Origin of the sequence: Dietzia massiliensis, assembly GCF_018390595.1 — a bacterium.
Taxonomy (GTDB): domain Bacteria; phylum Actinomycetota; class Actinomycetes; order Mycobacteriales; family Mycobacteriaceae; genus Dietzia; species Dietzia massiliensis.
The window spans coordinates 39,608-65,683 of record NZ_JAHBAV010000010.1 but is presented as its reverse complement, the minus strand read 5'-3'; the positions used below and the strand labels follow the sequence as shown (position 1 = coordinate 65,683).

At 68.9% G+C, this 26,076-nt stretch carries 20 protein-coding genes; 19 read left to right on the top strand and 1 reads right to left on the bottom strand.

Annotation, left to right across the window (positions count from 1 at the left end; all coding sequences use genetic code 11):
- Positions 1-228 precede the first annotated feature (228 nt).
- Both rplK and rplA read left to right on the top strand, forming a co-directional pair.
- Complete coding sequence (rplK, locus tag KHA85_RS04515; RefSeq protein ID WP_061228429.1) at positions 229-663, top strand: 50S ribosomal protein L11; 435 nt, start codon at positions 229-231, stop codon at positions 661-663.
- Positions 664-753: 90 nt separating this feature from the next.
- A complete protein-coding gene (gene rplA, locus KHA85_RS04510) occupies positions 754-1,476 on the top strand; it encodes a 50S ribosomal protein L1 (protein WP_213184931.1) in 723 nt (240 codons plus the stop codon).
- A 133-nt stretch (positions 1,477-1,609) separates the two neighbouring features.
- Here the strand turns inward: rplA and KHA85_RS18420 are convergent, their stop codons facing one another.
- Positions 1,610-2,593, bottom strand: coding sequence for a diacylglycerol/lipid kinase family protein (locus tag KHA85_RS18420; RefSeq protein WP_213184930.1), 984 nt, complete (start codon positions 2,591-2,593; stop codon positions 1,610-1,612).
- 339 nt (positions 2,594-2,932) lie between these two features.
- On the opposite strand from KHA85_RS18420, the gene rplJ reads away from it, so the two are divergent.
- From rplJ to KHA85_RS04420, 17 genes are all read left to right on the top strand, one after another.
- Entirely contained in the window at positions 2,933-3,445 is a 513-nt protein-coding gene (gene rplJ / locus KHA85_RS04500) for a 50S ribosomal protein L10 (protein WP_213184929.1), read from the top strand.
- Positions 3,446-3,505: 60 nt separating this feature from the next.
- On the top strand, positions 3,506-3,892 hold the full coding sequence (gene rplL, locus KHA85_RS04495; protein WP_061228425.1) for a 50S ribosomal protein L7/L12: 387 nt from the start codon (positions 3,506-3,508) through the stop codon (positions 3,890-3,892).
- Positions 3,893-4,102: 210 nt separating this feature from the next.
- Positions 4,103-5,269, top strand: coding sequence for an ABC transporter ATP-binding protein (locus KHA85_RS04490; protein ID WP_213184928.1), 1,167 nt, complete (start codon positions 4,103-4,105; stop codon positions 5,267-5,269).
- 25 nt (positions 5,270-5,294) lie between these two features.
- The gene (locus KHA85_RS04485; RefSeq protein WP_213184927.1) at positions 5,295-6,125 is read left to right on the top strand and encodes an MlaE family ABC transporter permease; all 831 of its coding nucleotides are present in this window, start codon (positions 5,295-5,297) and stop codon (positions 6,123-6,125) included.
- A gap of 48 nt (positions 6,126-6,173) precedes the next feature.
- A complete protein-coding gene (locus tag KHA85_RS04480) occupies positions 6,174-6,983 on the top strand; it encodes an MlaE family ABC transporter permease (RefSeq protein WP_174521533.1) in 810 nt (269 codons plus the stop codon).
- The gene (locus KHA85_RS04475) at positions 6,980-8,416 is read left to right on the top strand and encodes an MCE family protein (RefSeq protein ID WP_213184926.1); all 1,437 of its coding nucleotides are present in this window, start codon (positions 6,980-6,982) and stop codon (positions 8,414-8,416) included. The genes KHA85_RS04480 and KHA85_RS04475 overlap by 4 nt, the downstream gene beginning before the upstream one ends.
- Entirely contained in the window at positions 8,413-9,504 is a 1,092-nt protein-coding gene (locus KHA85_RS04470) for an MCE family protein (RefSeq protein ID WP_131885318.1), read from the top strand. The genes KHA85_RS04475 and KHA85_RS04470 overlap by 4 nt, the downstream gene beginning before the upstream one ends.
- Positions 9,501-10,523 carry an MCE family protein gene (locus KHA85_RS04465; RefSeq protein ID WP_131885317.1) on the top strand — a complete coding sequence of 341 codons (1,023 nt, stop codon included), beginning with the start codon at positions 9,501-9,503 and terminating at the stop codon, positions 10,521-10,523. Before KHA85_RS04470 ends, KHA85_RS04465 begins: the two co-directional genes overlap by 4 nt.
- Positions 10,523-11,752: an MCE family protein gene (locus tag KHA85_RS04460; RefSeq protein WP_131885335.1), complete on the top strand. Its 1,230-nt coding sequence runs from the start codon at positions 10,523-10,525 to the stop codon at positions 11,750-11,752. The genes KHA85_RS04465 and KHA85_RS04460 overlap by 1 nt, the downstream gene beginning before the upstream one ends.
- Complete coding sequence (locus KHA85_RS04455) at positions 11,749-13,002, top strand: MCE family protein (RefSeq protein ID WP_131885316.1); 1,254 nt, start codon at positions 11,749-11,751, stop codon at positions 13,000-13,002. Before KHA85_RS04460 ends, KHA85_RS04455 begins: the two co-directional genes overlap by 4 nt.
- The gene (locus tag KHA85_RS04450; RefSeq protein ID WP_131885315.1) at positions 12,999-14,243 is read left to right on the top strand and encodes an MCE family protein; all 1,245 of its coding nucleotides are present in this window, start codon (positions 12,999-13,001) and stop codon (positions 14,241-14,243) included. The genes KHA85_RS04455 and KHA85_RS04450 overlap by 4 nt, the downstream gene beginning before the upstream one ends.
- A gap of 53 nt (positions 14,244-14,296) precedes the next feature.
- A complete protein-coding gene (locus KHA85_RS04445; protein WP_236885166.1) occupies positions 14,297-15,046 on the top strand; it encodes an Rv1363c family protein in 750 nt (249 codons plus the stop codon).
- A gap of 19 nt (positions 15,047-15,065) precedes the next feature.
- Positions 15,066-15,740 (top strand): hypothetical protein, encoded by a 675-nt coding sequence (locus KHA85_RS04440; RefSeq protein ID WP_131885314.1) that lies wholly within the window; start codon positions 15,066-15,068, stop codon positions 15,738-15,740.
- A 418-nt stretch (positions 15,741-16,158) separates the two neighbouring features.
- On the top strand, positions 16,159-19,665 hold the full coding sequence (gene rpoB, locus KHA85_RS04435) for a DNA-directed RNA polymerase subunit beta (protein ID WP_070721832.1): 3,507 nt from the start codon (positions 16,159-16,161) through the stop codon (positions 19,663-19,665).
- Positions 19,666-19,788: 123 nt separating this feature from the next.
- A complete protein-coding gene (locus KHA85_RS04430) occupies positions 19,789-23,748 on the top strand; it encodes a DNA-directed RNA polymerase subunit beta' (RefSeq protein ID WP_070721834.1) in 3,960 nt (1,319 codons plus the stop codon).
- Between the two features lie 212 nt (positions 23,749-23,960).
- Complete coding sequence (locus KHA85_RS04425; RefSeq protein ID WP_213184925.1) at positions 23,961-25,334, top strand: glycosyltransferase family 4 protein; 1,374 nt, start codon at positions 23,961-23,963, stop codon at positions 25,332-25,334.
- Complete coding sequence (locus tag KHA85_RS04420) at positions 25,328-26,047, top strand: class I SAM-dependent methyltransferase (RefSeq protein WP_213184924.1); 720 nt, start codon at positions 25,328-25,330, stop codon at positions 26,045-26,047. The genes KHA85_RS04425 and KHA85_RS04420 overlap by 7 nt, the downstream gene beginning before the upstream one ends.
- Positions 26,048-26,076 lie beyond the last annotated feature (29 nt).

Genomic DNA, 26,076 nt, shown 5'->3' with positions numbered 1-26,076 from the left:
CGCCCAGCGTGGGGCGGGTTAGTCGTTTCCCGCACGGAAGGCGTCCGGGGGAGCGGTCCGCGCCCACGATTAGTCGTTGCGTGCGCGGAACACGTAAACTCTCCCAGGTTGCGCTTGTGTCGCCGCACGCTCGCCTCACGGTGGGGCGGCGGGGACGGGTGCACACGACAGTCGGCCTCCCGCGTGTACAGCGCGGCGCCGAGATCCAGTCGAAGAATCAGGAAGACGATGCCTCCGAAGAAGAAGAAGGTCTCAGGGCTCATCAAGCTCCAGATCCAGGCCGGCGCTGCCAACCCGGCCCCGCCGGTCGGCCCGGCTCTGGGTGCCCATGGTGTCAACATCATGGAGTTCTGCAAGGCCTACAACGCCGCCACCGAGAACCAGCGCGGAAACGTCGTGCCGGTCGAGATCACGGTCTACGAGGACCGGTCGTTCGACTTCAAGCTGAAGACGCCGCCGGCCGCCAAGCTCCTCCTCAAGGCCGCCGGCCTGCAGAAGGGCTCCGGCACGCCGCACTCCGCCAAGGTCGGCAAGGTCACCATGGACCAGGTCCGTGAGATCGCGCAGACCAAGCTGGAGGACCTCAACGCCAACGACATCGACCAGGCCGCGAAGATCGTCGCCGGCACCGCCCGTTCCATGGGCATCACGGTCGAGGGCTGACCTCCACCCCCAAGCACTGCGTGGGAGGGCAGCTCAGGCCCGAACCACACCCGACCGCCGCGTGAGTGACGCGGCAGGAATGGATGAGACATGAGCAAGAACAGCAAGGCCTACAAGGCCGCCGCTGAAAAGGTCGACCGCACCAAGCTGTACTCGCCTCTGGAAGCCATGGCCCTGGCCAAGGACACCTCCTCGACGAAGATGGATGCCACCGTCGAGGTCGCCATGCGACTTGGCGTCGACTCCCGCAAGGCGGACCAGATGGTCCGTGGCACCGTGAACCTTCCGCACGGTACCGGTAAGACCGCCCGCGTGATCGTCTTCGCCGCGGGCGAGAAGGCCACCGAGGCCGAGGCCGCCGGCGCCGACGCCGTCGGCTCCGACGACCTCATCGAGCGCATCCAGGGCGGCTGGCTCGACTTCGACGCAGCGATCGCCACCCCGGACCAGATGGCCAAGGTCGGCCGTGTGGCCCGCGTTCTCGGCCCGCGTGGTCTCATGCCCAACCCCAAGACGGGCACCGTCACCATGGACGTGACCAAGGCCGTCAACGACATCAAGGGCGGCAAGATCACCTTCCGCACCGACAAGGCCAACAACCTGCACTTCATCGTGGGCAAGGCATCCTTCACGCCGGAGCAGCTCACGGAGAACTACCAGGCCGCGATCGACGAGGTCATGCGCCTCAAGCCGTCCTCCTCCAAGGGCCGCTACCTGCAGAAGATCACCATCTCCACCACGACCGGCCCCGGCATCCCGGTCGACACGCAGGCGATCTCGAAGCTCCTCGAGGCCGGCACCGACTCGGAGTGAGCTAGCCAGCTCGGCCGAAGGCCCCGCGACCGGAATCCCCGGCGCGGGGCCTTCCGCTTTTCCGGATCCGCGCCGTCCTCGCGCTCCTGATCCGTCGGGACCCCTGATGCGCGTCCGAGGCCCGGCGGTGCGTTCAGTACGCGACGCGGACCGCGAGGCCCCTCCGCTTGATCCGGGCGGAGAACTCGGCGACTGTTCCGCAGTCCTCGCCGTCGATCTGGAACGCGGCCGGCTTCTCGAGGATGCGCGCGGTGACACTCACGCCCTGGCGGAAGTCCACCGGGCGGGTCTCGTGACGCTCGGGCTCGTGGGACGAACCGCCGCCGCGGCGTAGCGCGCTGAGGCGGTGGCGGACGGTGTGTTGCGCGAGGACCGCGCCGGCCTTGGCCCACCCGATCGCGCCCTTCGCGCGCAGGGCCATCACGTCCAGCAGGCCGTCGTCGATCACCGCGTCCGGCAGCAGTACCATCCCCGCCTGCAGCATCCCGCAGTTCGCCACGAGCAGGGTCCTCGCGCGGGTCTGGATCCGCGGGCCGTCGTCGAGGGAGTAGTCCACCCTGATCCTGTGGCCGCGCAGCAGGGTGGAGGCGAAGGCGCCCACGTACGCGAGCCAGCCCACCCGCGCCTTGAGGTCGTCGTCTGTGCCGGCGATCATGTCGGCGTCCATCCCGGCACCGAGCATCACCAGGAACACGTCGTCGTGGGCGTCGCCCTCGCCGTCCGTGTAGCGGACCTCGCCGATGTCGATGGCGCGGCTGCGTCCGGTCATGGCCACCCGCAGCGCGTGGTCGACGTCGTCCAGGGGGATGTCAAGATTCCGGGCCAGCAGGTTGCCGGTGCCGAGGGGAACCACGCCCATCGGCACCGTGGTGCCGATCAGTCCCTGTGCGACCGAGCGCACGGTGCCGTCGCCGCCGCACGCGATCACCAGCCCGGCGCCCTGCGCCGCCGCCTCGGCGGCCTGACCGGTGCCGGGGTCGTCCTCCGTGGTCTCGAGGAAGACGGGGTCGGTCCACCCGTGCCGGGACGCCCGTGCCGTGGCGCGACGGCGCACCTCGTCGACTCCGACCTTGGTGGGGTTATAGACGACGGCGAGGCGGGAGGAGGCTGGAGACACGGGACCAATCTGTCAGAAAGCCGGACCTGCCGCCATTCGCGGCCGGCCCGGGCGATTTGGTATGCGGCGTCCGCCGCCTATACCCTTGGATCCGAAGTTTGAACGCTCGGAGGTCCAGGCTCCCGGGCGCCTGATCAAGTTTCACCGAAGACCGCAGGTCGCCACTCCCGCCGGGGGTGGTCGAAGGGTCCGGGAGCGCCCGGACGGCCCGCGCAGGAGAACACCGGTCAGCGTAGACGACAGCGCGCCCGCGGGCCCGCCTCCTCCGCGCCCCGTGCCACCTGCGCACGGGGCGTTCGTGTCTCTCCCGGGCGAGATGATGCAGAAAGGAGGCGAAACATGGCAAAGCCCGCAAAGGTCCAGGCCGTCGAGGAGATCAAGCAGCACTTCCAGAACTCCTCCACCGCCGTGGTCACCGAGTACCGCGGACTCTCCGTTCCCCAGGTGACCGAGCTGCGCAAGACGCTGGGTGACGCGGCCACGTACACCGTGGCCAAGAACACCCTGGTCAAGCGTGCGGCCGAGGAAGCCGGAGTCGAGGGTCTCGACGACCTCCTGTCCGGCCCCACCGCCATCGCGTTCGTCACCGGTGAGGTCGTGGACGCCGCCAAGGCGCTCAAGAACTTCGCCAAGGACAACAAGGCGCTCGTCATCAAGGGCGGCGTCATGGACGGCGCCCCGCTGTCCGCCGACGAGCTCGACAAGATCGCCGAGCTCGAGTCCCGCGATGTCCTGCTCGCGAAGATGGCCGGTGCCCTCAAGGGCAACCAGGCCAAGGCCGCCGGCCTGTTCAACGCGCCCGCCTCGCAGCTGGCACGTCTGTTCGCGGCGCTCCAGGACAAGAAGAACTGATCCACCCCACCTGCTTCCGGGCCGTCTGACGGCACCGGGACCAACAGAAAGGACGCCACCATGGCGAAGCTCAGCAACGACGAGCTGCTCGAGGCCTTCAAGGAGATGACTCTTCTCGAGCTCTCCGAGTTCGTGAAGCTGTTCGAGGACACCTTCGAGGTCACCGCGGCCGCTCCGGTCGCCGTCGCCGCCGCCGGCGCCCCGGCTGCCGGTGGCGAGGCCGCCGCCGAGCAGGACGAGTTCGACGTCGTCCTGGAGTCGGCCGGCGACAAGAAGATCGGCGTGATCAAGGTCGTGCGCGAGATCGTGTCGGGCCTGGGCCTCAAGGAGGCCAAGGACCTCGTCGAGTCCGCCCCCAAGGCGATCATCGAGAAGGCCGACAAGGAGGCCGCCGAGGCCGCCAAGACCAAGCTCGAAGAGGCCGGTGCCACCGTCACCCTCAAGTGACCTGACGCACCACCGTCCACAGGGGCGGCCCGGCGACATCGCCGGGCCGCCCCTGTGGCGTCTGTACGACCGGCACATCCCCACGCCCACGAGCACTCTCGACGATCCGAGCAGAACGCTTTTCCGGGCCATGTAACAACGCACGCCTACGGAGCGGTAGTTTACAGTGACCGTGGCCACAGATGATGGCTGCAGTGAGGAGTGGTTGCCGTGGGTGTCGAGGTTTCCGTCGAGGGGCTGACCAAGTCCTTCGGTTCGCAGAAGATCTGGGAGGACGTCACGTTCACCCTCCCCGAGGGTGAGGTCAGTGCGCTCCTCGGCCCGTCGGGCACCGGTAAGTCCGTCTTCCTCAAATCGCTCATCGGCCTGCTGCGGCCCGAGCGCGGCAAGATCATCATCGACGGCACGGACATCCTGCAGTGCACCGCCAAGGAGCTCTACGAGATCCGCAAGCTGTTCGGCGTCCTCTTCCAGGACGGCGCGCTGTTCGGCTCCATGGACCTCTACGACAACGTGGCGTTCCCCCTGCGCGAGCACACCCGAAAGCCCGAGTCCGAGATCCGCGACATCGTCATGGAGAAGCTCGAGCTCACCGGTCTGACCGGTGCCGAGGGCAAGTTGCCGGGCGAGATCTCCGGCGGTATGCGGAAGCGGGCCGGCCTCGCCCGCGCGCTGGTGCTCGACCCGGAGATCATCCTCGTCGACGAGCCCGACTCGGGCCTCGACCCGGTCCGCACGACGTACCTCGCGCAGCTGTTGATCGACATCAACGCGCAGATCGACGCCACGATCCTCATCGTGACGCACAACATCAACCTCGCGCGCACGGTCCCCGACAACCTGGGCATGCTCTACCGCAAGAACCTCGTGATGTTCGGCCCGCGTGAGGTGCTGCTCACCAGCGAGGAGCCGTCGGTCCGCCAGTTCCTGCGCGGGTCCAAGCTCGGGCCCATCGGCATGTCCGAAGAGAAGGACGACGCGCAGATGCGCCAGGAGCAGGCTCACGCCGAGGCCGGCCACAACGACGGCTCCCCGGGCGAGGACGAGGTCAAGGGCGTTCCGCCGCAGATGCAGCCGACCCCCGGCAGCCCGCAGCGTCAGGGCGAACTCCGCCGCGAGAAGCGGGTCGCCGAGATGCTCGACACCCTTCCGCCCGAGGCCCGGGAGGCCATCCGGACGGAGTGGGCCGCCCGTGGGCACGGCAACGGACGCTCGACCGCCGCCGCCCACACCCAGGATCCCGTGCCCGCGGAGTCGGCCCACGCCGACTCTGCGACCACCGCTGCAGAGCCCGCCACGACCCCCGCACACGCCGCCACGCCGGGAGGTGCGAGCCCGTCGGGGCTCGACGACCACTACGGTTCCGGTCAGCACTGAGGCAGGAGAGGTCGGGGGAGAATACATGGCGGAGGGCACGACCCAGCAGCCAGAGAGAAGAACCGGGGTGTCGCCGTCGGATGTCGGCGGTGGCGTCCGCACCGCGTTCGGCGAGGCCGGCAAGGTGTTCCGACTCTTCCTCGAGGTGCTGCGGGGCATTTTCAGACGACCGTTCCAGTTCCGTGAGTTCATCGGGCAGTCCTGGTTCATCGCGTCGGTGACGATCCTGCCGTCGGCGCTCGTGGCGATCCCGTTCGGCGCGGTCGTCGCGATGCAGACGGGTTCGCTGGTCCAGCAGCTCGGGGCCGAGGCCTACACCGGGGCCACCGGCGTCCTCGCCGTCGTCCAGCAGGGGGCGCCGCTGGTGACCTCACTGCTCATCGCCGGTGCGGCGGGGTCCGCGGTCGCCGCCGACCTCGGCGCCCGCACCATCCGCGAGGAACTCGACGCGATGCGGGTGCTGGGGATCGACCCGGTCCAGCGGCTCGTGGTCCCGCGCGTGCTGGGCATGATGCTGATCGCCGTCCTGCTCAACGGACTCGTCTCGATCGTCGGCATCACCGGCGGCTACGTGTTCAACATCCTGCTGCAGGGCGGCACGCCCGGCGCGTACCTCATGTCGTTCGGCGCGCTCGCCCAGCTGCCCGACTTCATCATGTCGTCGCTCAAGGCCCTCGTCTTCGGGCTCATCGCCGGGGTCGTCTCGTCCTACTGCGGCATGAATCCCAAGGGCGGTCCCAAGGGGGTCGGCGACGCCGTCAACCTGGGCGTGGTCCTGACCTTCCTCCTGCTGTTCTTCGCCAACCTCATCCTCACGGCGATGTACCTGCAGATCGTCCCGCCGAAGGGGTCGTAGATGGCGATCCACACCGACGTCGGCCCCACCCGGGCCCGGATCCGGGCCATGATCCGCGGCCCCATAGCCTCGTTCGACTCGCTCGGCGACCAGCTCGCCTTCCACCTGCGCGCGATCCGGTGGATCCCGCAGACGATCGTCCACTACCGCAAAGAGGTCCTGAGGCTCATCGCCGAGGTGACCTTCGGAGTGGGCGTGCTCGCCGTCCTCGGCGGGACCATCGGCGTGATCGTCATGATGAGCGGTTTCACCGGCGTGGTCGTGGGGCTCCAGGGTTACGCCGCCCTGGATCAGATCGGCAGCTCGGTGCTCACCGGTTTCCTGTCGGCCTACGTCAACACCCGTGAGGTCGCGCCGCTGGTGGCCTCACTCGCGCTGTCCGCCACCGTCGGATGCGGGTTCACCGCCCAGCTCGGGGCCATGCGCATCTCGGAGGAGATCGACGCCCTCGAGGTGATGGCGATCCCCAGCGTGCCGTACCTGGTGACCACCCGGATCATCGCCGGGTTCATCGCGGTCATCCCGCTCTATGTGGTCGGTCTGCTGTCGTCCTACCTCGCCACCCGGGGCGTCAACACAATGGTCCAGGGGCAGTCGACGGGCTCCTTCGACCACTACTTCCATCTCTTCCTGCCACCCGAAGACGTGATCTACTCCTTCGTCAAGGTCATCATCTTCGCGTTCGTCCTCGTGATGATCCACTGCTACTACGGGTTCACCGCCACCGGCGGACCGGCCGGCGTGGGCGTCGCGGTCGGTCGCGCGGTACGCACCACGATCGTCGTGGTGGCCATCCTCAACTTCTTCGTCGGACTCGCCCTGTGGGGCACGACCACGACGGTGCGGGTGGCCGGATGAACGAGATGTCATCGACACGCAAGCGACTCCTGGCGACCCTGTTCGTCGTCATCGTCGTGGCGTTCGTCGCGACCACGGTCGCGATCTACAACCGCGCGTTCACCGCGTCCGACAGCGTCACCATGGTCACCGACGACATGGCGTACTCGTTGCCCGTGGACGCCGACGTCAAGGCTCGCGGAGTCCTCGTCGGACGGGTCTCCGGGGTCGAACCCGACGGCGACCAGGTGCGCGTGAACATGGAGTTCGATCCGGACTTCATGGGCCAGCTCCCGGCCAACATCAGCGGCAGGCTCCTGCCCAAGACGCTGTTCGGCGAGCGCTACGTGGACCTCGGCTTCCCCGACACGCCGACGGGCGCGCTCGAACCCGGCGCCACCATCGAGCAGGACACGCGGGGCAACGCGGTCGAGCTCGGCCGGGTCCTCGACGGGTTGCTGCCCGTGCTCGAGGCCGTGCCCCCGCAGAAGCTCGCCGGCACCCTCGGCGCGCTCAACCAGGCGCTGGCCGGCCGAGGCGACGAGATCGGGGCGAGCCTGGTGGAGATCGGCCAGGTCTTCGAGGGGATCACCGAGGAGATGCCCGCCCTGGAGTCCGGGTTGCAGGACCTCGCGACCTTCTCCCAGACGTACTCCGAGGCGCTGCCGGATCTCATCCACGCCCTCGACGCCCTGCGGACCACCGGCGACACGGTCATCCAGCGACGCACCGACATCGCGGACGGACTGCAGCGCATCAGCACCTCCGCCGACGTGCTCACCGGGTTCCTGGCGAACAACCGCACGGACATCATCGCCCTGGCGGCCGACTCGCGGACCTCGCTGGAGTACCTCGCCGAATACTCGCCGGCCCTGCCGTGCACCGTGGAGAACTTCATGGTCGCCCTGGATCGTTCCGATGCGATCCTCGGTGTGGGGGACCCGCACCCGGGCATCCGGGTGACCATCGAGGTGGTGAACCCGAAGGGGCGGTACGTGCCCAACCAGGACGAGCCGCGGTTCTTCGACACGCGAGGCCCGCGCTGCTACGAACCGGCCCAGGAGCCCGACATCTTCCCCATGGCCCCCGGCGGGGCGATCGCCGACGGCTCCTTCCAGCCGCCGTCGCGTAACCCCGGCCCGCAGAGCATGCCGACGTTGCCCAACCCGCTCGACCTCGACGGTCCGGTCCCGTCGCTCCGGACCAGGGGCTCCGTCCCCGCGGCGCCCGGACGCGCGGTGCCCGAGCAGCCGAACCGGCCGTTCCCGTCGACCGTGACCGCCGGACGGGACGCGGACGTCATGGCCATGGCCTACGCCGGGTCCCCGCTGGAGACCGACACCGTCCGGACGGTCTACGGCGTCGCCTCCGCCCGTGACGCCGCCGAGATCCCGGGCTGGGTCGGTGCCCTCGGCGCCCCGGCGCTGCGCGGGACGGAGGTGGCGTTCGAGTGAAGACCAAACTCAGAGCGCTGTTCCGCGGGGGCCTGCTGTCCTCGTTCGTCAAGCTCGTCATCTTCATCGTGGTCACCGGACTGCTGTCGACGATCCTCGCCACGACCATCCGCGGCGGTACGCGCGAGGACGGCACCGAGTACTCGGCGATCTTCTCCGACGCGACCATGGTCGAGGAGGGCGACGACGTCCGGATCGCGGGCGTGGTGGTGGGTCACGTGACCGGCTTCGAGATCCACGAGCGCGACCAGGCCAAGGTGTACTTCACCCTCGCCGGTGACCGCACCCTGCCGGCGAACGTGCACCTCACCCTCCGGTTCCGCAACATGATCGGCCAGCGGTACATGAACATCTCGCGCGAACCGGGGCCGGTTCAGCCGACGCTTCCCGAGGGCACCACCATCCCCATCGAGAAGACCTCGCCCGCCGTCGACCTCACCGCCCTGTTCAACGGCTTCCGGCCGCTGTTCACCACCCTGCAGCCCGAGGACGTCAACGCCCTCGCCGACTCGCTGGTGCGCGTCCTGCAGGGCGAGGGCGGCACGGTGACGAACCTCGTCCGTCAGACCGGCCAGCTCACCAACCACCTGGCCGACCGCGATCAGGTGATCGGAGAGGTCATCGACAACCTCACCAGGGTCCTGGAGACGATCAACGAGCGCGACGTCCAGTTCCAGCAGCTCGTGGTGACCACCAGGCAGCTCGTCGAGGGACTGGCCGCCGAGCGGGACGCGATCGGCGGTTCGCTCGAGTCGATGGCCGATCTGACGTCCTCGGCCGAGAACGTCGTCACCGCGACGAGGCCGGCCGTCACCGAGTCGCTCGACCATCTCAAGCTGGTCACCGACGACCTCGCCGACAACGAGGACAAGCTCAGCGAGGTCCTCACGAACATGCCGCTCAATACCGACAACCTCATCCGGATGGGTTCGTTCGGTTCCTGGTTCCAGTTCTATCTGTGCGGCGCCGACCTCGTGCACGGCCCGGGAAACAACGTGCCGAACCTACTGCCCAGCGGAGGACCCACCCTCAACCACGTCCTGTACACCAACGTCGCACCGCGATGCCATGAAGGAGGGATCCCGTGAGCAGGCGCACGCCGGGCGAGCCCCGGTTCGGAAACGCCACCATCGGGGCGATCGGCGTGATCACGATCCTCGTGCTCACGCTCGGCTCCTTCCGACTGGACGCCCTGCCCATCGTCGGGGCGGGGCCCAAGTACGAGGCCTACTTCTCCGAGGCGGCGGGTCTCACCGGCGGCAACGAGGTCCGCGTCGCCGGCATTAAGGTGGGCGTGGTCACCGACGTCGAGCTCGAGGGCGACAAGGTGCTCGTGGGCTTCCGGGCGAAGGACGCGTGGCTCGGCGACGACACCCGGGCGAGCATCCAGGTCAAGACCGTCCTGGGGCAGAAGTTCCTCGCGCTCGACCCCGCGGGAACTGGCGAGCTGGACCGGTCCGAACCGATCCCGCTCGAGCGGACGGTGGCCCCGTACGACGTCGTCACGGCGTTCTCCTCCGCGGCCGAGACGCTCGACGAGATCGACGACGTGAAGCTGGCGGAGAGCCTGGACACCCTCACCGACGCGATGCAGGCCTCACCCGAGGAGTTCCGCGGCGCGGTCGACGGCGTCGCGCGGCTGTCCCAGACCATCTCGAGCCGGGATGCCGAACTGCGCCAGCTGCTCGAGGCGACGCGGACGAGCTCGCGGATCCTCGCCGAGCGCAACGACGACTTCCGCCGGCTCATCATCGGCACCGGTCAGCTGCTCGGCGAGCTCAACGAGCGCGCGGAGACCCTCAAGCTGGTCCTGGCGTCGACCCGGGGCCTGTCGAGCGAGCTGCGGCTGTTCGTGGCGGACAACGAGGCGAAGTTCGGCCCGACCCTCGACAGCCTCGACTCCGCGCTGGAGATCCTCACCGACCACGAGGAGGACCTCAAGAAGTCCATCCACAACCTCGCGCCCTTCTACCGGCTGTACGCCAACATGCTGGGCACCGGTCGGTGGTTCGACTCCGTGGTCACCAACCTCATCCCGCCGGGAGCGCCGGAGCCGCCCTTCTACCCGGGCGCCCGGACGCCGGCCCGACAGAGTGGGATCAAGTGATGCACAAGAAGCTGCCGTACTGGCTGGTGGCGCTGCTCCTCGTCGTCGTCGTCGCGGTCGTCGCCGTCACCTACCTCGCGGTGACCCGTCTCGGGCGCACCACCATCACCGCGACGTTCCCGTCCGCGGTGGGCGTCTCCGAGGGCACCGACGTCCGGATCCTCGGCGTGACCGTCGGATCGGTCGAGGAGGTGACCCCCATGGGTGACACCGTCGAGGTGCGACTCCACGTGCGCCGCGGTATCGACATCCCCGCCGACGCCAAGGCCGTCCAGGTCACCCCCTCGGTGATCCCGGACCGCAACATCCAGATCGTGCCCGCGTACTCGGGCGGCCCGACGATGGAATCGGGCGCGCACATCCCGATCGAACGGACGGCGACGCCCGTCGAGGTCGACAAGCTGTACGCGTCGGTCAAGGACCTCACCGAGGCCCTCGGCCCCGACGGTGCGAACCGCGACGGTGCCCTCGACCGCTTCGTCGCCACCTCCGCCGACACCCTCGCCGACAACGGCGCCGCCCTGGGGCGCTCGATCGACGAACTGTCCCGCGCCGCGACCACGCTGGCCGACTCGAGCCAGGACATCAGCGAGACCGTGGTCAACCTGCAGTCCTTCGTCACCATGCTGGCGGAGAACGACGCGCAGGTGCGCGAGTTCAACTCCCAGATGGCCTCCTTCAACCAGACGGTGGCCGGGCAGCGCGAGGATCTCCAGGGTGCGCTGGGCGAACTGAGCTACGCGTTGGCCGACGTCGCGCGGCTCGTGCGGGACAACCAGGACGTGATCCGCAGCAACGCCGACCGCCTGGTGACGATCAGCCAGATCACCGCCGACCAGCGGGACGACCTCGAGGAGATCCTCAAGACCGCGCCCCTGGCGCTGGCCAACCTCATCAACGCCTACGACGCGGAGTCCGGCACCCTGTCGATGCGGCCGAACATCCCCGAGAAGCAGAATCCGGCCGGGATCCTGTGCCAGATCATGAAGCTGGGCCGGCTCAACCCCGGCAACGAACTGTTCCAGGAGCTGGACAACCTCCGTCGCGCCGACATCCAGGCGTGTGAGGCGCTCGCACCCCAGCGCAACCAGGAACTGCGCACGTCCAACCCCGACCTGCCGCTGGGCATCCTCGCCGGCGAGATGAAGCAGTCCATCCCGGTGCCGGGAACGGTCGAGGGCAACCGCGGGTGGCCCATGACGCCCGCCTCGGAAGGAGGACGGGGATGAGGCGACACCTCACCTCGGCGGCCCGAGCGGGCCGCGCGCTGGGCGCGGCCGCCCTCGTCGCGGCCGTGGCCGCCGGCTGTTCCATGAACCTCGAGGACTACACGCTGCCCGGCGGCGCCGACGTCGGTGAGGACCCCATGGAGGTCTCCATCAGGTTCGACGACGTGCTCGATCTGGTGCTGCAGTCCACCGTCAAGGTCAACGGACTCGACGCCGGGCGCGTCACCGGGATCTCGCTGGCCGAGGACGGCTGGACGGCCCAGGTCGACATCGTCCTGCGGGACGACCTGGAGCTGCCCGCCAACACGGAGGCGTCCATCCAGCAGACCAACCTCCTGGGCGAGAAGTTCGTCCAGCTCACCCCGCCGGAGGACGAGCCGCCCACCGGTCAGCTCGCGGACGGGGACGTCATCTCCACGTCCAACACCCGGACCGCCACCGACATCGAGCAGGTCCTCGGCGCCCTGTCGCTGCTGCTCAACGGCGGCGGGGTCGACCAGCTGCAGCCGATCGTCGCCGAGCTGCGCAAGGCCACCGACGGCCGCGAGGACGGACTCACCGAGACGCTCCGGTCCGCCGACGAGCTCATCTCCGGGCTCAACCGGCAGCGCGACAGCATCACCGCCGCGCTCGAGGGCGTCAACCTCATGACCGCCCGGGCCAACGACCAGCGCGAACAGATCCAGGCCGCGCTCGACGAGCTCCCCGCCGGCGTCGCGGTCCTCGAGGAGCAGCGGCCGCAGCTGGTGGAGATGCTGCGCCGCATCGACGCCCTCGGCCAGGTCGGGTCCGACATCCTGCTCACCAGCCGCGAGGACCTCATCGCCGACCTGCGCGCCCTCCGGCCCGTGCTGCAGTACCTCGGCGAGTCCACGCCGGACCTCATCGAGCTCACCGGCTTCGTGCCCACGTTCCCGTTCCCCGACTCGTCGATCCGCTCGACCATCGGTGGCTCGGCCAACGTGTTCCTGTCGATCGACGCGACGATCTCCGAGACACTCCGCAACCTCGGGGCGAACCAGGGCGACCCGGTTCCGCTGCGTCCGACCACCACCCGCGGGCCGTACAACGTCGACCCCGGCAACCCGTGGGAGGGCGACAACGGCCCGGACCGGAGGACCACCATCGTGCTGCCGTTGTTGCCGGTACCGCCCGTCATGGACCGGGCCGTCGAGCCCAGGCCCGCGCCGGGGACCTCGGAGTTCTCCGAGAACTACCTGCCCGAACCAGGGGAGCCCGGATTCCGATGAGCAAGACACTGAGAACCCAGCTCATCGCCTTCTGCGTGATCGCAGCGGTGGGCATCGCCTACGTCGGCGCCAACTACGTCCGACTGCCGTCCCTGCTGGGGATCGGGCAGTACAAGGTCTACCTCGACCTGCCGGACACCGGCGGCGTGTTCACCAACGCGGCCGTCAACTACCGCGGGACCGCCGTCGGGCGCGTGGGAGAGCTGACTCTTACAGACGACGGGGTGCGCGTCGAACTCGACCTCGACTCCAGCGCCCCGGGGATCCCCGCCGACACGGTGGCCGTGGTCGCCAACCGCTCGGCGATCGGCGAGCAGTACGTGGACCTCAGGCCCAACAGCTACACCGAGCCGCACCTACAGGACGGCGACGTCATCTCGGCCGGGAGCGAGGCGCTGCCCGTGCGGGTCGAGGACCTCCTGGCCTCGGTCGACGACCTGTCCCGCTCGGTCCCGCTGGACGACCTCGAGGTGATGGTCGACGAACTCGGCGACGCCTTCGAGGGCCGCGGGCCACAGCTCCAGCGGCTGTCGGACTCGCTCATCCGCCTCTCCGAGGAGGGGATCCGCACGATGCCGCAGCTGCAGGCGCTCATCCGGGACGGGGCGACGGTGCTCGACACCCAGGCCGATCAGTCCGGGGAGATCATCTCCTTCTCGCGTGACCTGCGCACCGTGACCGAGGCCCTGCGGGACTCCGATTCGGACCTCGAGCGGCTCATCACCACCGCCCCCGAGTTCGCCGACGAGACGCGCGCACTGATCGACAACTCGGGCGAGCCACTCACCCGGGCGGTGGGCAACCTGTCCACGACCATGAAGACCGTCGACCCGCTGGCGCCGTCGTTCGTGGTGCTGCTGCAGTTGCTGCCCGCACTGTCCGCGGGCGGTCTGTCCGTGGCACCGGGCGACGGGACCATCCACTTCGGTCTGGTGCTGGAAATGGACAACCCCACACCCTGTACGCAGGGCTACGAAGGGACCTACGAGATCATCGAGCAACTCAAGGCGCAGGACCCGTCCTTCGACCCGCAGGAGCAGAACTTCCCGCCCAACTACGAGGCGCGCTGCACGGTGCCGTTCGGCAGCCCCACTGCTGTCCGCGGGGCCGACCGGGTGGAGTACGCACACCCCGATGTCCCGCAGCCCTGGGACAGTAAGCCGAAGATCGACCCGGACCGCCTCAACCTGTCCGTGGCCGCAGAGCAGCTCGCCGTCCTCCAGGGGCTGATCCCACGGTGACGGGGCGACCGGGCGATCACCCGTCAGGACGCCCGTCCGGTACCGTCGCCGCCATGAGTTCGCAGGAGACGAACGAGGACCCCACGCCCGCCGCGGCCGACCGCACGAGGGCCGGCGTCCCCGTCTGGATGGCCGTCGTGGCCGTCCTCGTGTTGGTGGCCGGGCTCGCGGTCCTCGGAGTCGGGGGGACGCGATACCTCCAGGCGCGGTCCGCGCACCAGGTGGCGCAGGAGCGCGAGGAGGTCGCCGAGACGGCCGCGCAGGTGATCATCAACGCGTTCAGCTTCGACCACCGCGACGTGGACCGGTCGCTCGAGCAACTCGCCGCCGCCTCGACGGGCGATTTCCTCGCCGAGCAGGAGCAGTGGGCGCAGGACGTGCGCACGCGCGTGGTGGAGCAGAAGGCGGTCACCACGGCCACCGTCTCCCACACCGCGGTCGCGACCCTCGACCGGGACGCCGGCGACGCCGCCGTGCTGGTCGTGTTCACCGCGCACTCCGAGCGCGAGGGCCAGGACGACATCACGGGCCGGCAGGCCATGCGCGTCGACCTCACCCGTGTGGACGGGCAGTGGAAGGCCGACGCGGTCAACCAGGTCGGCGTGACCGTCCCCGTCGGTCAGTCCAGCGCCTCGGTGCAGGACCTGGCGGTGCCCGAGGAGGGCGCCGGCGAGCAGGGAACCGACGGGCAGGGAGACGGCGAGCAGCCGGCCGACGAGGACGCGGGCGCGGCGAGGGAGACCGACGACGCGCCGGAGGCGGGGGAGACCACCCCGGCGCCGACGACCACCGCCGGCCGATGACGAAGGGCGGGAAGAACTGATGCCACCCATCAAGAGAACCCAGAAGCAGGCCACCCCGCAGGCCCGGCGACGCCTCGCCGGCCACTCCGGGCCGGTCCGGCCCGCGACCACCGCCGGGACCGCGGACCCGGCCACGGAGGACTCGCAGGACGCGGCGACGGGCGGCGACACGGGGGAGCGCACGCCTCGTCGTCGTCGTCCCTCCGGGGTCGTCCTCGCGTCCGCCGCCGTGGCGGTCGGCCTGGTCGCCGGCGCCACGGGGGCGTTCCTGGCGACCGAACCCGGCGTCTCGGTCGAGAACCGCGCGTTCGTGGACCAGCAGGCCACCGACGAGGTCCTCGCCGCCGCGACGACCAACGTGCAGCGGCTGGTGGCGATCGACCACGAGAAACTCGACGAGTACCACGCGTCGCTCGGCGAGTTCCTCACCCCGGGGCTCGTGGAGGAACTCGAGCGGAACTGGCCCGCGCTGAGGGACAGCTACGAGCAGACCGCGACCACCGTCGACGCGCTCGTCCGTGAGGCGGGCCTGTCCTACCTGCATGGTGACAAGGCCGAGGTCCTGCTGGTCCAGGACGTGTCCATGAGTCGCGACGGCGCGGCCGCGGGCAGCACCAGCGGCACGTACCTCGTCGGTCTCGACAAGGTCGACGGCGTGTGGAAGCTGTCCAGGATCCCCGACCTCCCCTCCTGACGGCGCCTGCGCGAGCACCGATCCGAGACCCGACCGAGTCTGATCCTTGACGAACGGGCTTTCACCCGTCACCCTTTAGGAGCGCCGGGCGTGATCCACACCGCCCGGGCGCGACGTCCCGACCGGGGGCCGATGAGGCGAGAGCCACGAGGGCAACCAGCGCAGAGACGGACGACGCGCCGTGTATATGAGCAGCCTCCGGGGCTTTCCCGTCGAAGGCTGGACTTCGTCGCCGCCTTCCGCTAGATTAGGTCGGTGCGCTGGCTGCTATTTGCCCACTCGTCCGTCCGTGACGGCTCGTCCCCGGTTTCCCCGGGCGATTTCCGAGCCTTCCATCCGGCCGCGGACCTGGGGGGATAACCGTCGGCGGACCGCTCGCAGATACATCTGTGGTCACCGCCCGTGGTGATCACGTGAGGTGCTGGAAGGACCCATCTTGGCAGTCTCCCGCCAGACCACGTCAGTCTCCACCGTTCCCGGTGCGCCCCGGAGAGTCTCGTTCGCGAAGCTCTCCGAGCCGTTGCCGGTCCCGGGGCTGCTCGACCTCCAGACGGAGTCGTTCGAGTGGTTCATCGGTTCGGAGGAGTGGCAGCAGAGGGCCGCCTCGCGCGGTACCACGAACCTCGAGGGAGGTCTGGAGTCCATCCTCAAGGAGATCTCCCCGATCGAGGACTTCTCCGGCTCCATGTCCCTCTCGTTCTCGGAGCCGTACTTCGAAGAGGTGAAGGCGTCCCTCGAGGACTGCCGCGAGAAGGACCGCACGTACGAGGCGCCCCTGTTCGTCACCGCGGAGTTCGAGAACACCGAGACCGGTGAGATCAAGTCGCAGACCGTCTTCATGGGCGACTTCCCCATGATGACCGACAAGGGCACGTTCATCATCAACGGCACCGAGCGGGTCGTCGTGTCCCAGCTCGTCCGGTCGCCGGGCGTGTACTTCGACCGTTCACGCGACAAGTCCACGGAGAAGGACGTCCACTCCGTCAAGGTCATCCCGTCGCGTGGCGCATGGCTCGAGTTCGACGTCGACAAGCGCGACACCGTCGGCGTGCGCATCGACCGCAAGCGCCGCCAGTCGGTCACCGTGCTGCTCAAGGCGCTCGGCTGGACCACCACCGAGATCAAGGAGCGCTACGGCTTCTCCGAGATCATGATGTCCACGCTCGAGAAGGACACGGTCGAGGACACCGACCAGGCCCTGCTGGAGATCTACCGCAAGCTGCGTCCGGGCGAGCCGCCGACCCGCGAGTCCGCCGAGGCCCTCCTGGAGAACCTCTTCTTCAAGGAGAAGCGCTACGACCTGGCCCGCGTCGGTCGCTACAAGGTCAACCGCAAGCTCGGCCTGCCGGATCCCGAGGGCGACGCCACCACCACGCTCACGCGTGAGGACATCGCCGCGACCATCGAGTACCTCGTGCGCCTCCACGCGGGCGAGACGAGCATGCAGGTCGCCGGTGGCCGCGAGGTGCCGGTCGAGGTCGACGACATCGACCACTTCGGCAACCGTCGTCTGCGTACCGTCGGCGAGCTCATCCAGAACCAGGTCCGCGTCGGTCTGTCCCGTATGGAGCGCGTCGTCCGCGAGCGCATGACCACGCAGGACTCCGAGGCGATCACCCCGCAGTCGCTGATCAACATCCGGCCCATCACCGCGGCACTCAAGGAGTTCTTCGGAACCTCCCAGATGTCGCAGTTCATGGACCAGAACAACCCGCTGTCGGGCCTGACGCACAAGCGTCGCCTCTCGGCGCTCGGGCCCGGCGGCCTCTCGCGTGAGCGCGCCGGCCTCGAGGTCCGCGACGTCCACGCCTCGCACTACGGCCGCATGTGCCCGATCGAGACCCCCGAGGGTCCCAACATCGGCCTCATCGGTTCGCTCTCGGTGTACGCCCGCGTCAACCCGTTCGGGTTCATCGAGACCCCGTACCGCCGTGTCGTCGACGGCGTCGTCACCGACCAGGTGGACTACCTGACCGCTGACGAGGAGGACCGCTACGTCGTGGCGCAGGCCAACTCCGAGATCGACGCCGAGGGCCGCTTCGTCGAGGACCGCATCCTCGTCCGTAAGAAGCACGGCGACGTCGAGGTCGTCGAGGCCGGCGACGTCGACTACATGGACGTCTCGCCGCGGCAGATGGTCTCCGTCGCCACCGCGATGATCCCGTTCCTCGAGCACGACGACGCGAACCGTGCCCTCATGGGTGCGAACATGCAGCGTCAGTCCGTCCCGCTCGTGCGTTCCGAGGCGCCGCTCGTCGGCACGGGCATGGAGCTGCGTGCGGCCGTCGACGCCGGCGACGTCGTCGTCAACACCAACCCGGGCATCGTGGAGGAGGTCTCGGCCGACTTCATCACCGTCATGGACGATGACGGCGGGCGCCAGACCTACCGGCTGTCCAAGTTCGCGCGCTCCAACCAGGGCACCTGCTCCAACCAGAAGCCGATCGTCGACGAGGGCGACCGCGTCGAGGCCGGCCAGGTCCTCGCCGACGGCCCCTGCACCGAGAACGGTGAGATGGCGCTCGGCAAGAACCTGCTCGTGGCGATCATGCCGTGGGAGGGCCACAACTACGAGGACGCGATCATCCTCTCGCAGCGCCTGGTGGAGGAGGACGTGCTCACGTCCATCCACATCGAGGAGCACGAGATCGACGCCCGCGACACCAAGCTGGGCGCAGAGGAGATCACCCGTGACATCCCCAACGTCTCCGACGAGGTCCTCGCCGACCTCGACGACCGCGGCATCGTGCGCATCGGCGCCGAGGTCCGCGACGGCGACGTGCTGGTCGGCAAGGTCACCCCGAAGGGCGAGACCGAGCTGACCCCGGAGGAGCGCCTGCTGCGCGCGATCTTCGGTGAGAAGGCGCGCGAGGTGCGCGACACCTCGCTCAAGGTGCCCCACGGTGAGTCCGGCAAGGTCATCGGCGTGCGCGTGTTCTCGCGTGACGACGACGACGATCTGCCCCCCGGCGTCAACGAGCTGGTGCGCGTGTACGTGGCGCAGAAGCGCAAGATCCAGGACGGCGACAAGCTCGCCGGCCGCCACGGCAACAAGGGCGTCATCGGCAAGATCCTCCCCGCCGAGGACATGCCGTTCATGCCCGACGGCACGCCGGTGGACATCATCCTCAACACGCACGGCGTCCCGCGCCGTATGAACATCGGTCAGATCATGGAGACCCACCTCGGCTGGCTGGCCAAGGCGGGCTGGGAGGTGCCGCGCGAGGCGGACGGCTCCCTGCCCGACTGGGCGACCAAGCTGCCGGAGGAGATCCACCACGTCGAGCCCGGAACCAACACCGCCACCCCCGTCTTCGACGGCGCGGCCGACACCGAGATCACCGGTCTGCTCGGCTGCACCCTGCCGAACCGTGACGGTGAGCGGATGGTCAAGGCCGACGGCAAGGCGACGCTGTTCGACGGCCGCTCCGGCGAGCCGTTCCCGTACCCCGTCGCAGTGGGTTACATGTACATCCTCAAGCTGCACCACCTGGTGGACGACAAGATCCACGCCCGCTCGACCGGTCCGTACTCGATGATCACCCAGCAGCCGCTCGGCGGTAAGGCTCAGTTCGGTGGCCAGCGCTTCGGTGAGATGGAGTGCTGGGCGATGCAGGCCTACGGCGCGGCGTACACGCTGCAGGAGCTGCTCACGATCAAGTCAGACGACGTCGTGGGCCGCGTGAAGGTCTACGAGGCGATCGTCAAGGGCGAGAACATCCCCGAGCCGGGCATCCCGGAGTCCTTCAAGGTCCTCCTCAAGGAGCTGCAGTCGCTGTGCCTCAACGTCGAGGTGCTCTCCAGCGACGGCCAGGCGGTCTCCCTGGGCGAGGGTGACGACGACGACCTCGACCGCACCGCCGCGAACCTCGGGATCAACCTCTCGCGTGACGAGTCCTCGGCGGCCGACGAGCTGGCCCAGTAGGCGGGAGGGCGGCAGCCGCCGCCCCGCCCCGCACCCGACAGATTCGAGTTCCACCACGGCGGGCCCCACCGGCCCCACCCCGCGAGGGGCCCGCCATCATCCCACCCGGGAAAGGACGCCTACGTGCAGGACGTCAACTACTTCGACGAGCTGGTCATCAGCCTCGCGACCGCCGAGGACATCCGTAACTGGTCCTACGGCGAGGTCAAGAAGCCGGAGACCATCAACTACCGCACCCTCAAGCCGGAGAAGGAGGGCCTGTTCTGCGAGAAGATCTTCGGCCCCACCCGGGACTGGGAGTGCTACTGCGGCAAGTACAAGCGCGTGCGCTTCAAGGGCATCATCTGTGAGCGCTGCGGCGTCGAGGTGACCCGCGCCAAGGTGCGTCGTGAGCGTATGGGCCACATCGAGCTGGCCGCGCCCGTCACCCACATCTGGTACTTCAAGGGCGTCCCGTCGCGTCTGGGTTACCTCCTGGACCTCGCGCCCAAGGACCTCGACAAGATCATCTACTTCGCCGCCTACGTCATCACGGGCGTCGACACCGAGCTGCGTCACAACGAGCTCAGCACCCTCGAGGCCCAGGTCCTCGAGGAGCGCAAGATCATCGAGGACGAGCGCGACTCCGACATTGAGGCCCGCGCGCGCAAGCTCGAGGCCGACCTCGCCGAGCTCGAGGCCGAGGGCGCCAAGGCCGACCAGCGCCGCAAGGTCAAGGACGGCGGCGAGAAGGAGATGAAGAAGATCCGCGAGGCCGCCCAGCGTGAGCTGGACCGCCTCGAGGAGATCTGGAACACCTTCGTCAAGCTCGACGTCAACCAGATCATCGTCGACGAGGGCATCTACCGCGAGCTCGAGGACCGCTTCGGTGAGTACTTCGAGGGCGGAATGGGCGCCGAGGCGATCCAGCAGCTGCTGCTCAACTTCGACCTCGAGGCCGAGGCGGAGTCGCTGCGCGAGATCATCCGCAACGGCAAGGGTCAGAAGAAGATCCGCGCCCTCAAGCGGCTCAAGGTCGTCTCCGCGTTCCTGCAGTCGGGCAACCACCCGGCCGCGATGGTGCTCGGTGCCGTCCCGGTGATCCCGCCGGAGCTGCGGCCGATGGTCCAGCTCGACGGTGGCCGCTTCGCCACCTCGGACCTCAACGACCTCTACCGTCGCGTGATCAACCGCAACAACCGTCTCAAGCGACTGATGGACCTCGGCGCGCCCGAGATCATCGTCAACAACGAGAAGCGGATGCTGCAGGAGTCCGTCGACGCGCTGTTCGACAACGGCCGCCGCGGCCGGCCGGTCACGGGGCCGGGCAACCGCCCGCTCAAGTCCCTGTCTGACCTCCTCAAGGGTAAGCAGGGCCGGTTCCGTCAGAACCTGCTCGGCAAGCGTGTCGACTACTCGGGCCGTTCGGTCATCGTCGTCGGTCCGCAGCTCCAGCTGCACCAGTGTGGTCTGCCCAAGCTCATGGCGCTCGAGCTGTTCAAGCCGTTCGTCATGAAGCGGCTCGTGGACCTCAACCACGCGCAGAACATCAAGTCCGCCAAGCGGATGGTCGAGCGTCAGCGCGACCAGGTGTGGGACGTGCTCGAAGAGGTCATCGCCGAGCACCCGGTGATGCTCAACCGTGCGCCCACGCTGCACCGTCTCGGCATCCAGGCGTTCGAGCCGCAGCTCGTCGAGGGTAAGGCCATCCAGCTGCACCCGCTCGTGTGTGAGGCCTTCAACGCCGACTTCGACGGTGACCAGATGGCCGTGCACCTCCCGCTGTCCGCGGAGGCGCAGGCCGAGGCGCGCATCCTCATGCTCGCGTCGAACAACATCCTGTCGCCGGCGTCGGGTCGTCCGCTCGCCATGCCGCGTCTGGACATGGTCACGGGCCTGTACTACCTGACCCGTCTGGACGAGGGTGCCGAGGGCGCCTACGAGCCCGCCACCGACGACGCGCCGGCGACCGGCGTGTACGCGACCCCGGCCGAGGCCATCATGGCCGTCGACCTGGGTGTGCTCGACATCCACGCCCCGATCCGGGTCCGGATGACGCAGCAGCGCCCCAGCGCCGAGATCGAGGCGGAGCAGTTCCCCGAGGGCTGGACCCCCGGGCAGGAGTGGCTGGCCGAGACCACGCTCGGCCGCGTCATGTTCAACGAGCTGCTCCCGGCGGACTACCCGTTCGTCAACGAGCAGATGCCGAAGAAGCGTCAGGCCGTCATCATCAACGACCTGGCCGAGCGCTACCCGATGATCGTCGTGGCGCAGACGGTGGACAAGCTCAAGGACACCGGCTTCTACTGGGCCACCCGGTCGGGTGTCACCATCGCCATGTCCGACGTGCTCGTGCCGCCGGCCAAGAAGGAGATCCTCGCCTCGTACGACACCAAGGCCGCGCGCCTGGAGTCGCAGTACGACCTCGGCAAGATCACCGACGAGGAGCGCAAGAGCGACCTGGTCAAGCTCTGGCAGGAGGCCACCGACGAGATCGGCCAGGCCATGGAGGCCAACTACCCGGACGACAACCCGATCCCGACGATCGTGAAGTCGGGCGCGGCGGGCAACATGACCCAGATCCGGTCGCTGGCCGGCATGAAGGGCCTGGTGACCCGTCCGAACGGCGAGTTCATCCCGCAGCCCATCAAGTCCTCGTTCCGCGAGGGCCTGACGGTGCTCGAGTACTTCATGAACACGCACGGTGCGCGTAAGGGCCTGGCCGACACCGCCCTGCGTACCGCCGACTCGGGCTACCTCACCCGTCGTCTCGTCGACGTCTCCCAGGACGTCATCGTCCGCGAGACCGACTGTGGCACCAGCAAGGGCGTGGAGACGACCATCGCCCGTCCGATCATGGACGCCCAGGGCAACTCCACGGGTGTCCTCGAGCGCGACGAGCACGTCGAGACCTCGACGTTCGCCCGGACGCTCGCCGAGGACGCGGTCGACGCGAACGGCACGGTCATCGTGTCGGCGGGCACCGACCTGGGTGACCCGACCATCGAGGCGCTCATCAACGCCGGCGTGGAGAAGGTCAAGGTCCGCTCGGTGCTGACCTGCACCACCGGCACCGGCGTCTGCGCGACCTGCTACGGCCGCTCGATGGCGACCGGCCAGCTGGTCGACATCGGCGAGGCCGTCGGCATCGTCGCCGCACAGTCGATCGGTGAGCCCGGTACCCAGCTCACGATGCGTACGTTCCACCAGGGTGGCGTCGGCGACGACATCACCGGTGGTCTGCCGCGTGTGCAGGAGCTGTTCGAGGCGCGCGTGCCCAAGGGCAAGGCGCCGATCGCCGAGGAGGCGGGCCGGATCCGCATCGACGAGGAGGAGCGCTTCTACACGATCACGATCGTGCCCGACAACGGTGCGGACGAGATCGTCTACGAGAAGCTCTCCAAGCGTCAGGGCCTCGCCCACATCACCCTCGACGACGGCTCCTCGCGGCCGATCGCCGACGGCGACCATCTCGAGCGCGGTCAGGCCCTCCTCGAGGGCCCGGCCGACCCGCACGAGGTGCTGGCGATCCTCGGCCCGAACGGTGTCCAGAAGCACCTCGTCGACGAGGTGCAGAAGGTCTACCGCTCGCAGGGCGTGTCGATCCACGACAAGCACATCGAGGTCATCGTCCGCCAGATGATGCGCCGCGTCGCGATCAACGAGTCCAACAGCACCGAGTTCCTGCCGGGTGCCCTGGTGGAGCGTGCCGAGCTCACGGCGGAGAACCGCCGCGTGCTCACCGAGGGCGGTTCGCCGGCCTCGGCGCGCCCGGTCCTCATGGGCATCACCAAGGCCTCGCTCGCCACCGACTCGTGGCTCTCGGCGGCCTCCTTCCAGGAGACCACCCGCGTCCTCACCGACGCCGCCATCAACAAGCGGTCGGACCGGCTCGTGGGCCTCAAGGAGAACGTCATCATCGGTAAGCTCATCCCGGCGGGCACCGGTATCAACCGCTACCGGAACTCGACGGTCGAGCCCACCGAGGAGGCCCGCGCCGCCGCCTACTCCATCCCGGACTACGGCGACGGCTTCTACGGCCCCGAGGACGGTTTCGGCGATGCCACCGGCGCGTCCGTCCGCCTCGACGACCTGGGCTACTGATCGGCTGGCGCGGCAGGATCGCCGCCGCGCCCAGCCCGTCTCACCGGACCCCCGAGCACCCCGCGTGCCGGGGGTCCGGTGTGTCGGCGGGTCGGCTGCCCGGCCGCGTCCTCGCTGCTGGGGAACGTGTTCTAGACTTGCCCGATGTGCCCGTCGCCACTCACGGCAGTCGCGACGGCGGGGCCGATGACCGTAGAAGGAGGCGATCGATCGTGCGGATCGCGTTGCTCTCGTACAGGAGCAAACCCCACGGCGGCGGGCAGGGTGTATACGTACGCCACCTGAGCCGTGAGCTGGCGGCACTCGGCCACACCGTCGAGGTGTTCTCCGGTCAGCCGTACCCCGAGCTGGACCCGGGGCCCACGCTGACGAAGGTGCCGAGCCTGGACCTGTACAACGACGCGAACCCGTTCCGTACGCCGCGTCCCCGCGAGATCCGGGATCTCATCGACGTGCTCGAGGTGGTCACGATGTGGACCGCCGGGTTCCCGGAACCGCGGACGTTCAGCCTGCGGGCCGCGCGCACGCTGAAGGACCGGCTGGACGACTTCGACGTGGTGCACGACAACCAGTGCCTGGGCTCGGGCCTGCTGGACCTGGAGAAGGCAGGCTTCCCCGTGGTGGCCACCGTGCACCATCCCATCACCCGCGATCGCGCGCTGGCCATGAAGGAGGCCCCGCTCCGCAAGAAGATCACGACGTGGCGATGGTTCGGCTTCCTCGGCATGCAGATCCGTGTGTCCCGCCGGCTGCAGGAGATCATCACGGTCTCCGGCAACTCGGCGGAGGACATCGCGGGGGACTTCGGGGTCGATCCGGACCGGATCGTCACGATCCCGCTGGGTGTGGACACCGACCGTTTCCACGACGGGCGGCGGCGCGAATCCGGCCGCCTGGTGTGCGTGGCGAGCGCCGACCAGCCGCTCAAGGGCGTGCCCGTCCTCCTGCGCGCGCTGGCGAAGGTGCGCGAGGAACACCCGGGAGTCCGCCTGACTCTGATCTCCAAGCTCAAGCCGAAGGGCGAGGCGTCGCGCCTGCTGGACAGGTTGAGGTTGCGCGATGCGGTGGACCTGGTGTCCGGGGTCGACGACGACGAGCTCGCCCAACTCGTGGGGTCCGCCGAGATCGCGGTGGTGCCGAGTATGTACGAGGGGTTCTCCCTCCCGGCGGTGGAGGCGATGTCCAGTGGCTGCGCCCTCGTGGCGACCCGGGCCGGCGCACTGCCGGAGGTGGTCGGGACGGACGACTCGGCGGCCCGCCTCGTCGAACCGGGGGACGTCGACGCGCTGGCCCGGGAGATCAGTGCGCTGCTGTCCGATCCCGCCGAACGGGACCGGCTGTCGAAGGGTGGCCGCGCGAGGGTGATGGAGCGTTACAGTTGGGCGGCCGTCGCCCGCCGGACCGTCGAGGTCTACGAGGCGGCGATCGCCCGGGTCCGCGGCGAGGCGCTGCCGGACCTGTCGGCGGGGCCGGTCCTCGGGCCGGATCAGGCCGAGATCGACGAGCACGTCACCGACGACGCGCCCGAGGTGCTCCCGGAATCCGGTGAGTACGACATCCGTGAGCAGGAGGACGCCGCATGCTGACCGCTGACTTCGACCGTCTGGGGGTCACCCCGGGCATGCGAGCCATCGACGTGGGGGCCGGCCTCGGCCGCCACACGTTCGAGCTCTACAGGCGTGGGGCGGACGTCACCGCGTTCGACCAGAACGCCGACGAGATGCAGCAGGTCTCGGACATGCTGGCGGCCATGGAGGCCGAGGGTGAGGGTCTGCCCACCTCGAAGGGCGAGGCCGTCACCGGCGACGCGCTCGACATGCCGTATGAGGACGCGACGTTCGACCTGGTGCTCATCTCCGAGGTGCTCGAGCACGTGCCGGAGGACACCAGGGCGATCGCCGAGCTCGTGCGCATCCTCAAGCCCGGCGGGGTCGCCGCGGTGACCGTGCCGCGGGAGTGGCCGGAGAAGCTGTGCTGGAAGCTGTCGGACGCCTACCACTCCAACCCGGGCGGCCACTGCCGGATCTACACGGCCGAGGAGCTGGGCTACAAGCTCCGTGCCGCGGGCCTCGAGGTCACGGGTACCGGTTACGCGCACGCCCTGCACGCACCGTACTGGTGGCTCAAGTGTGCGGTGGGCACGGAGAACGAGGATCATCCGCTGCCCAAGGCGTACCACAAGCTCCTCGTGTGGGACCTCATGAAGGGCCCGTGGATCACGCGCACCGCCGAGAAGGTGCTCAACCCGGTGATGGGCAAGTCCATCGTGTTCTACCTGCGCAAGCCCGCGGAGGCCTGATCGTCCGTGCAGTCACACAACAACGGCGT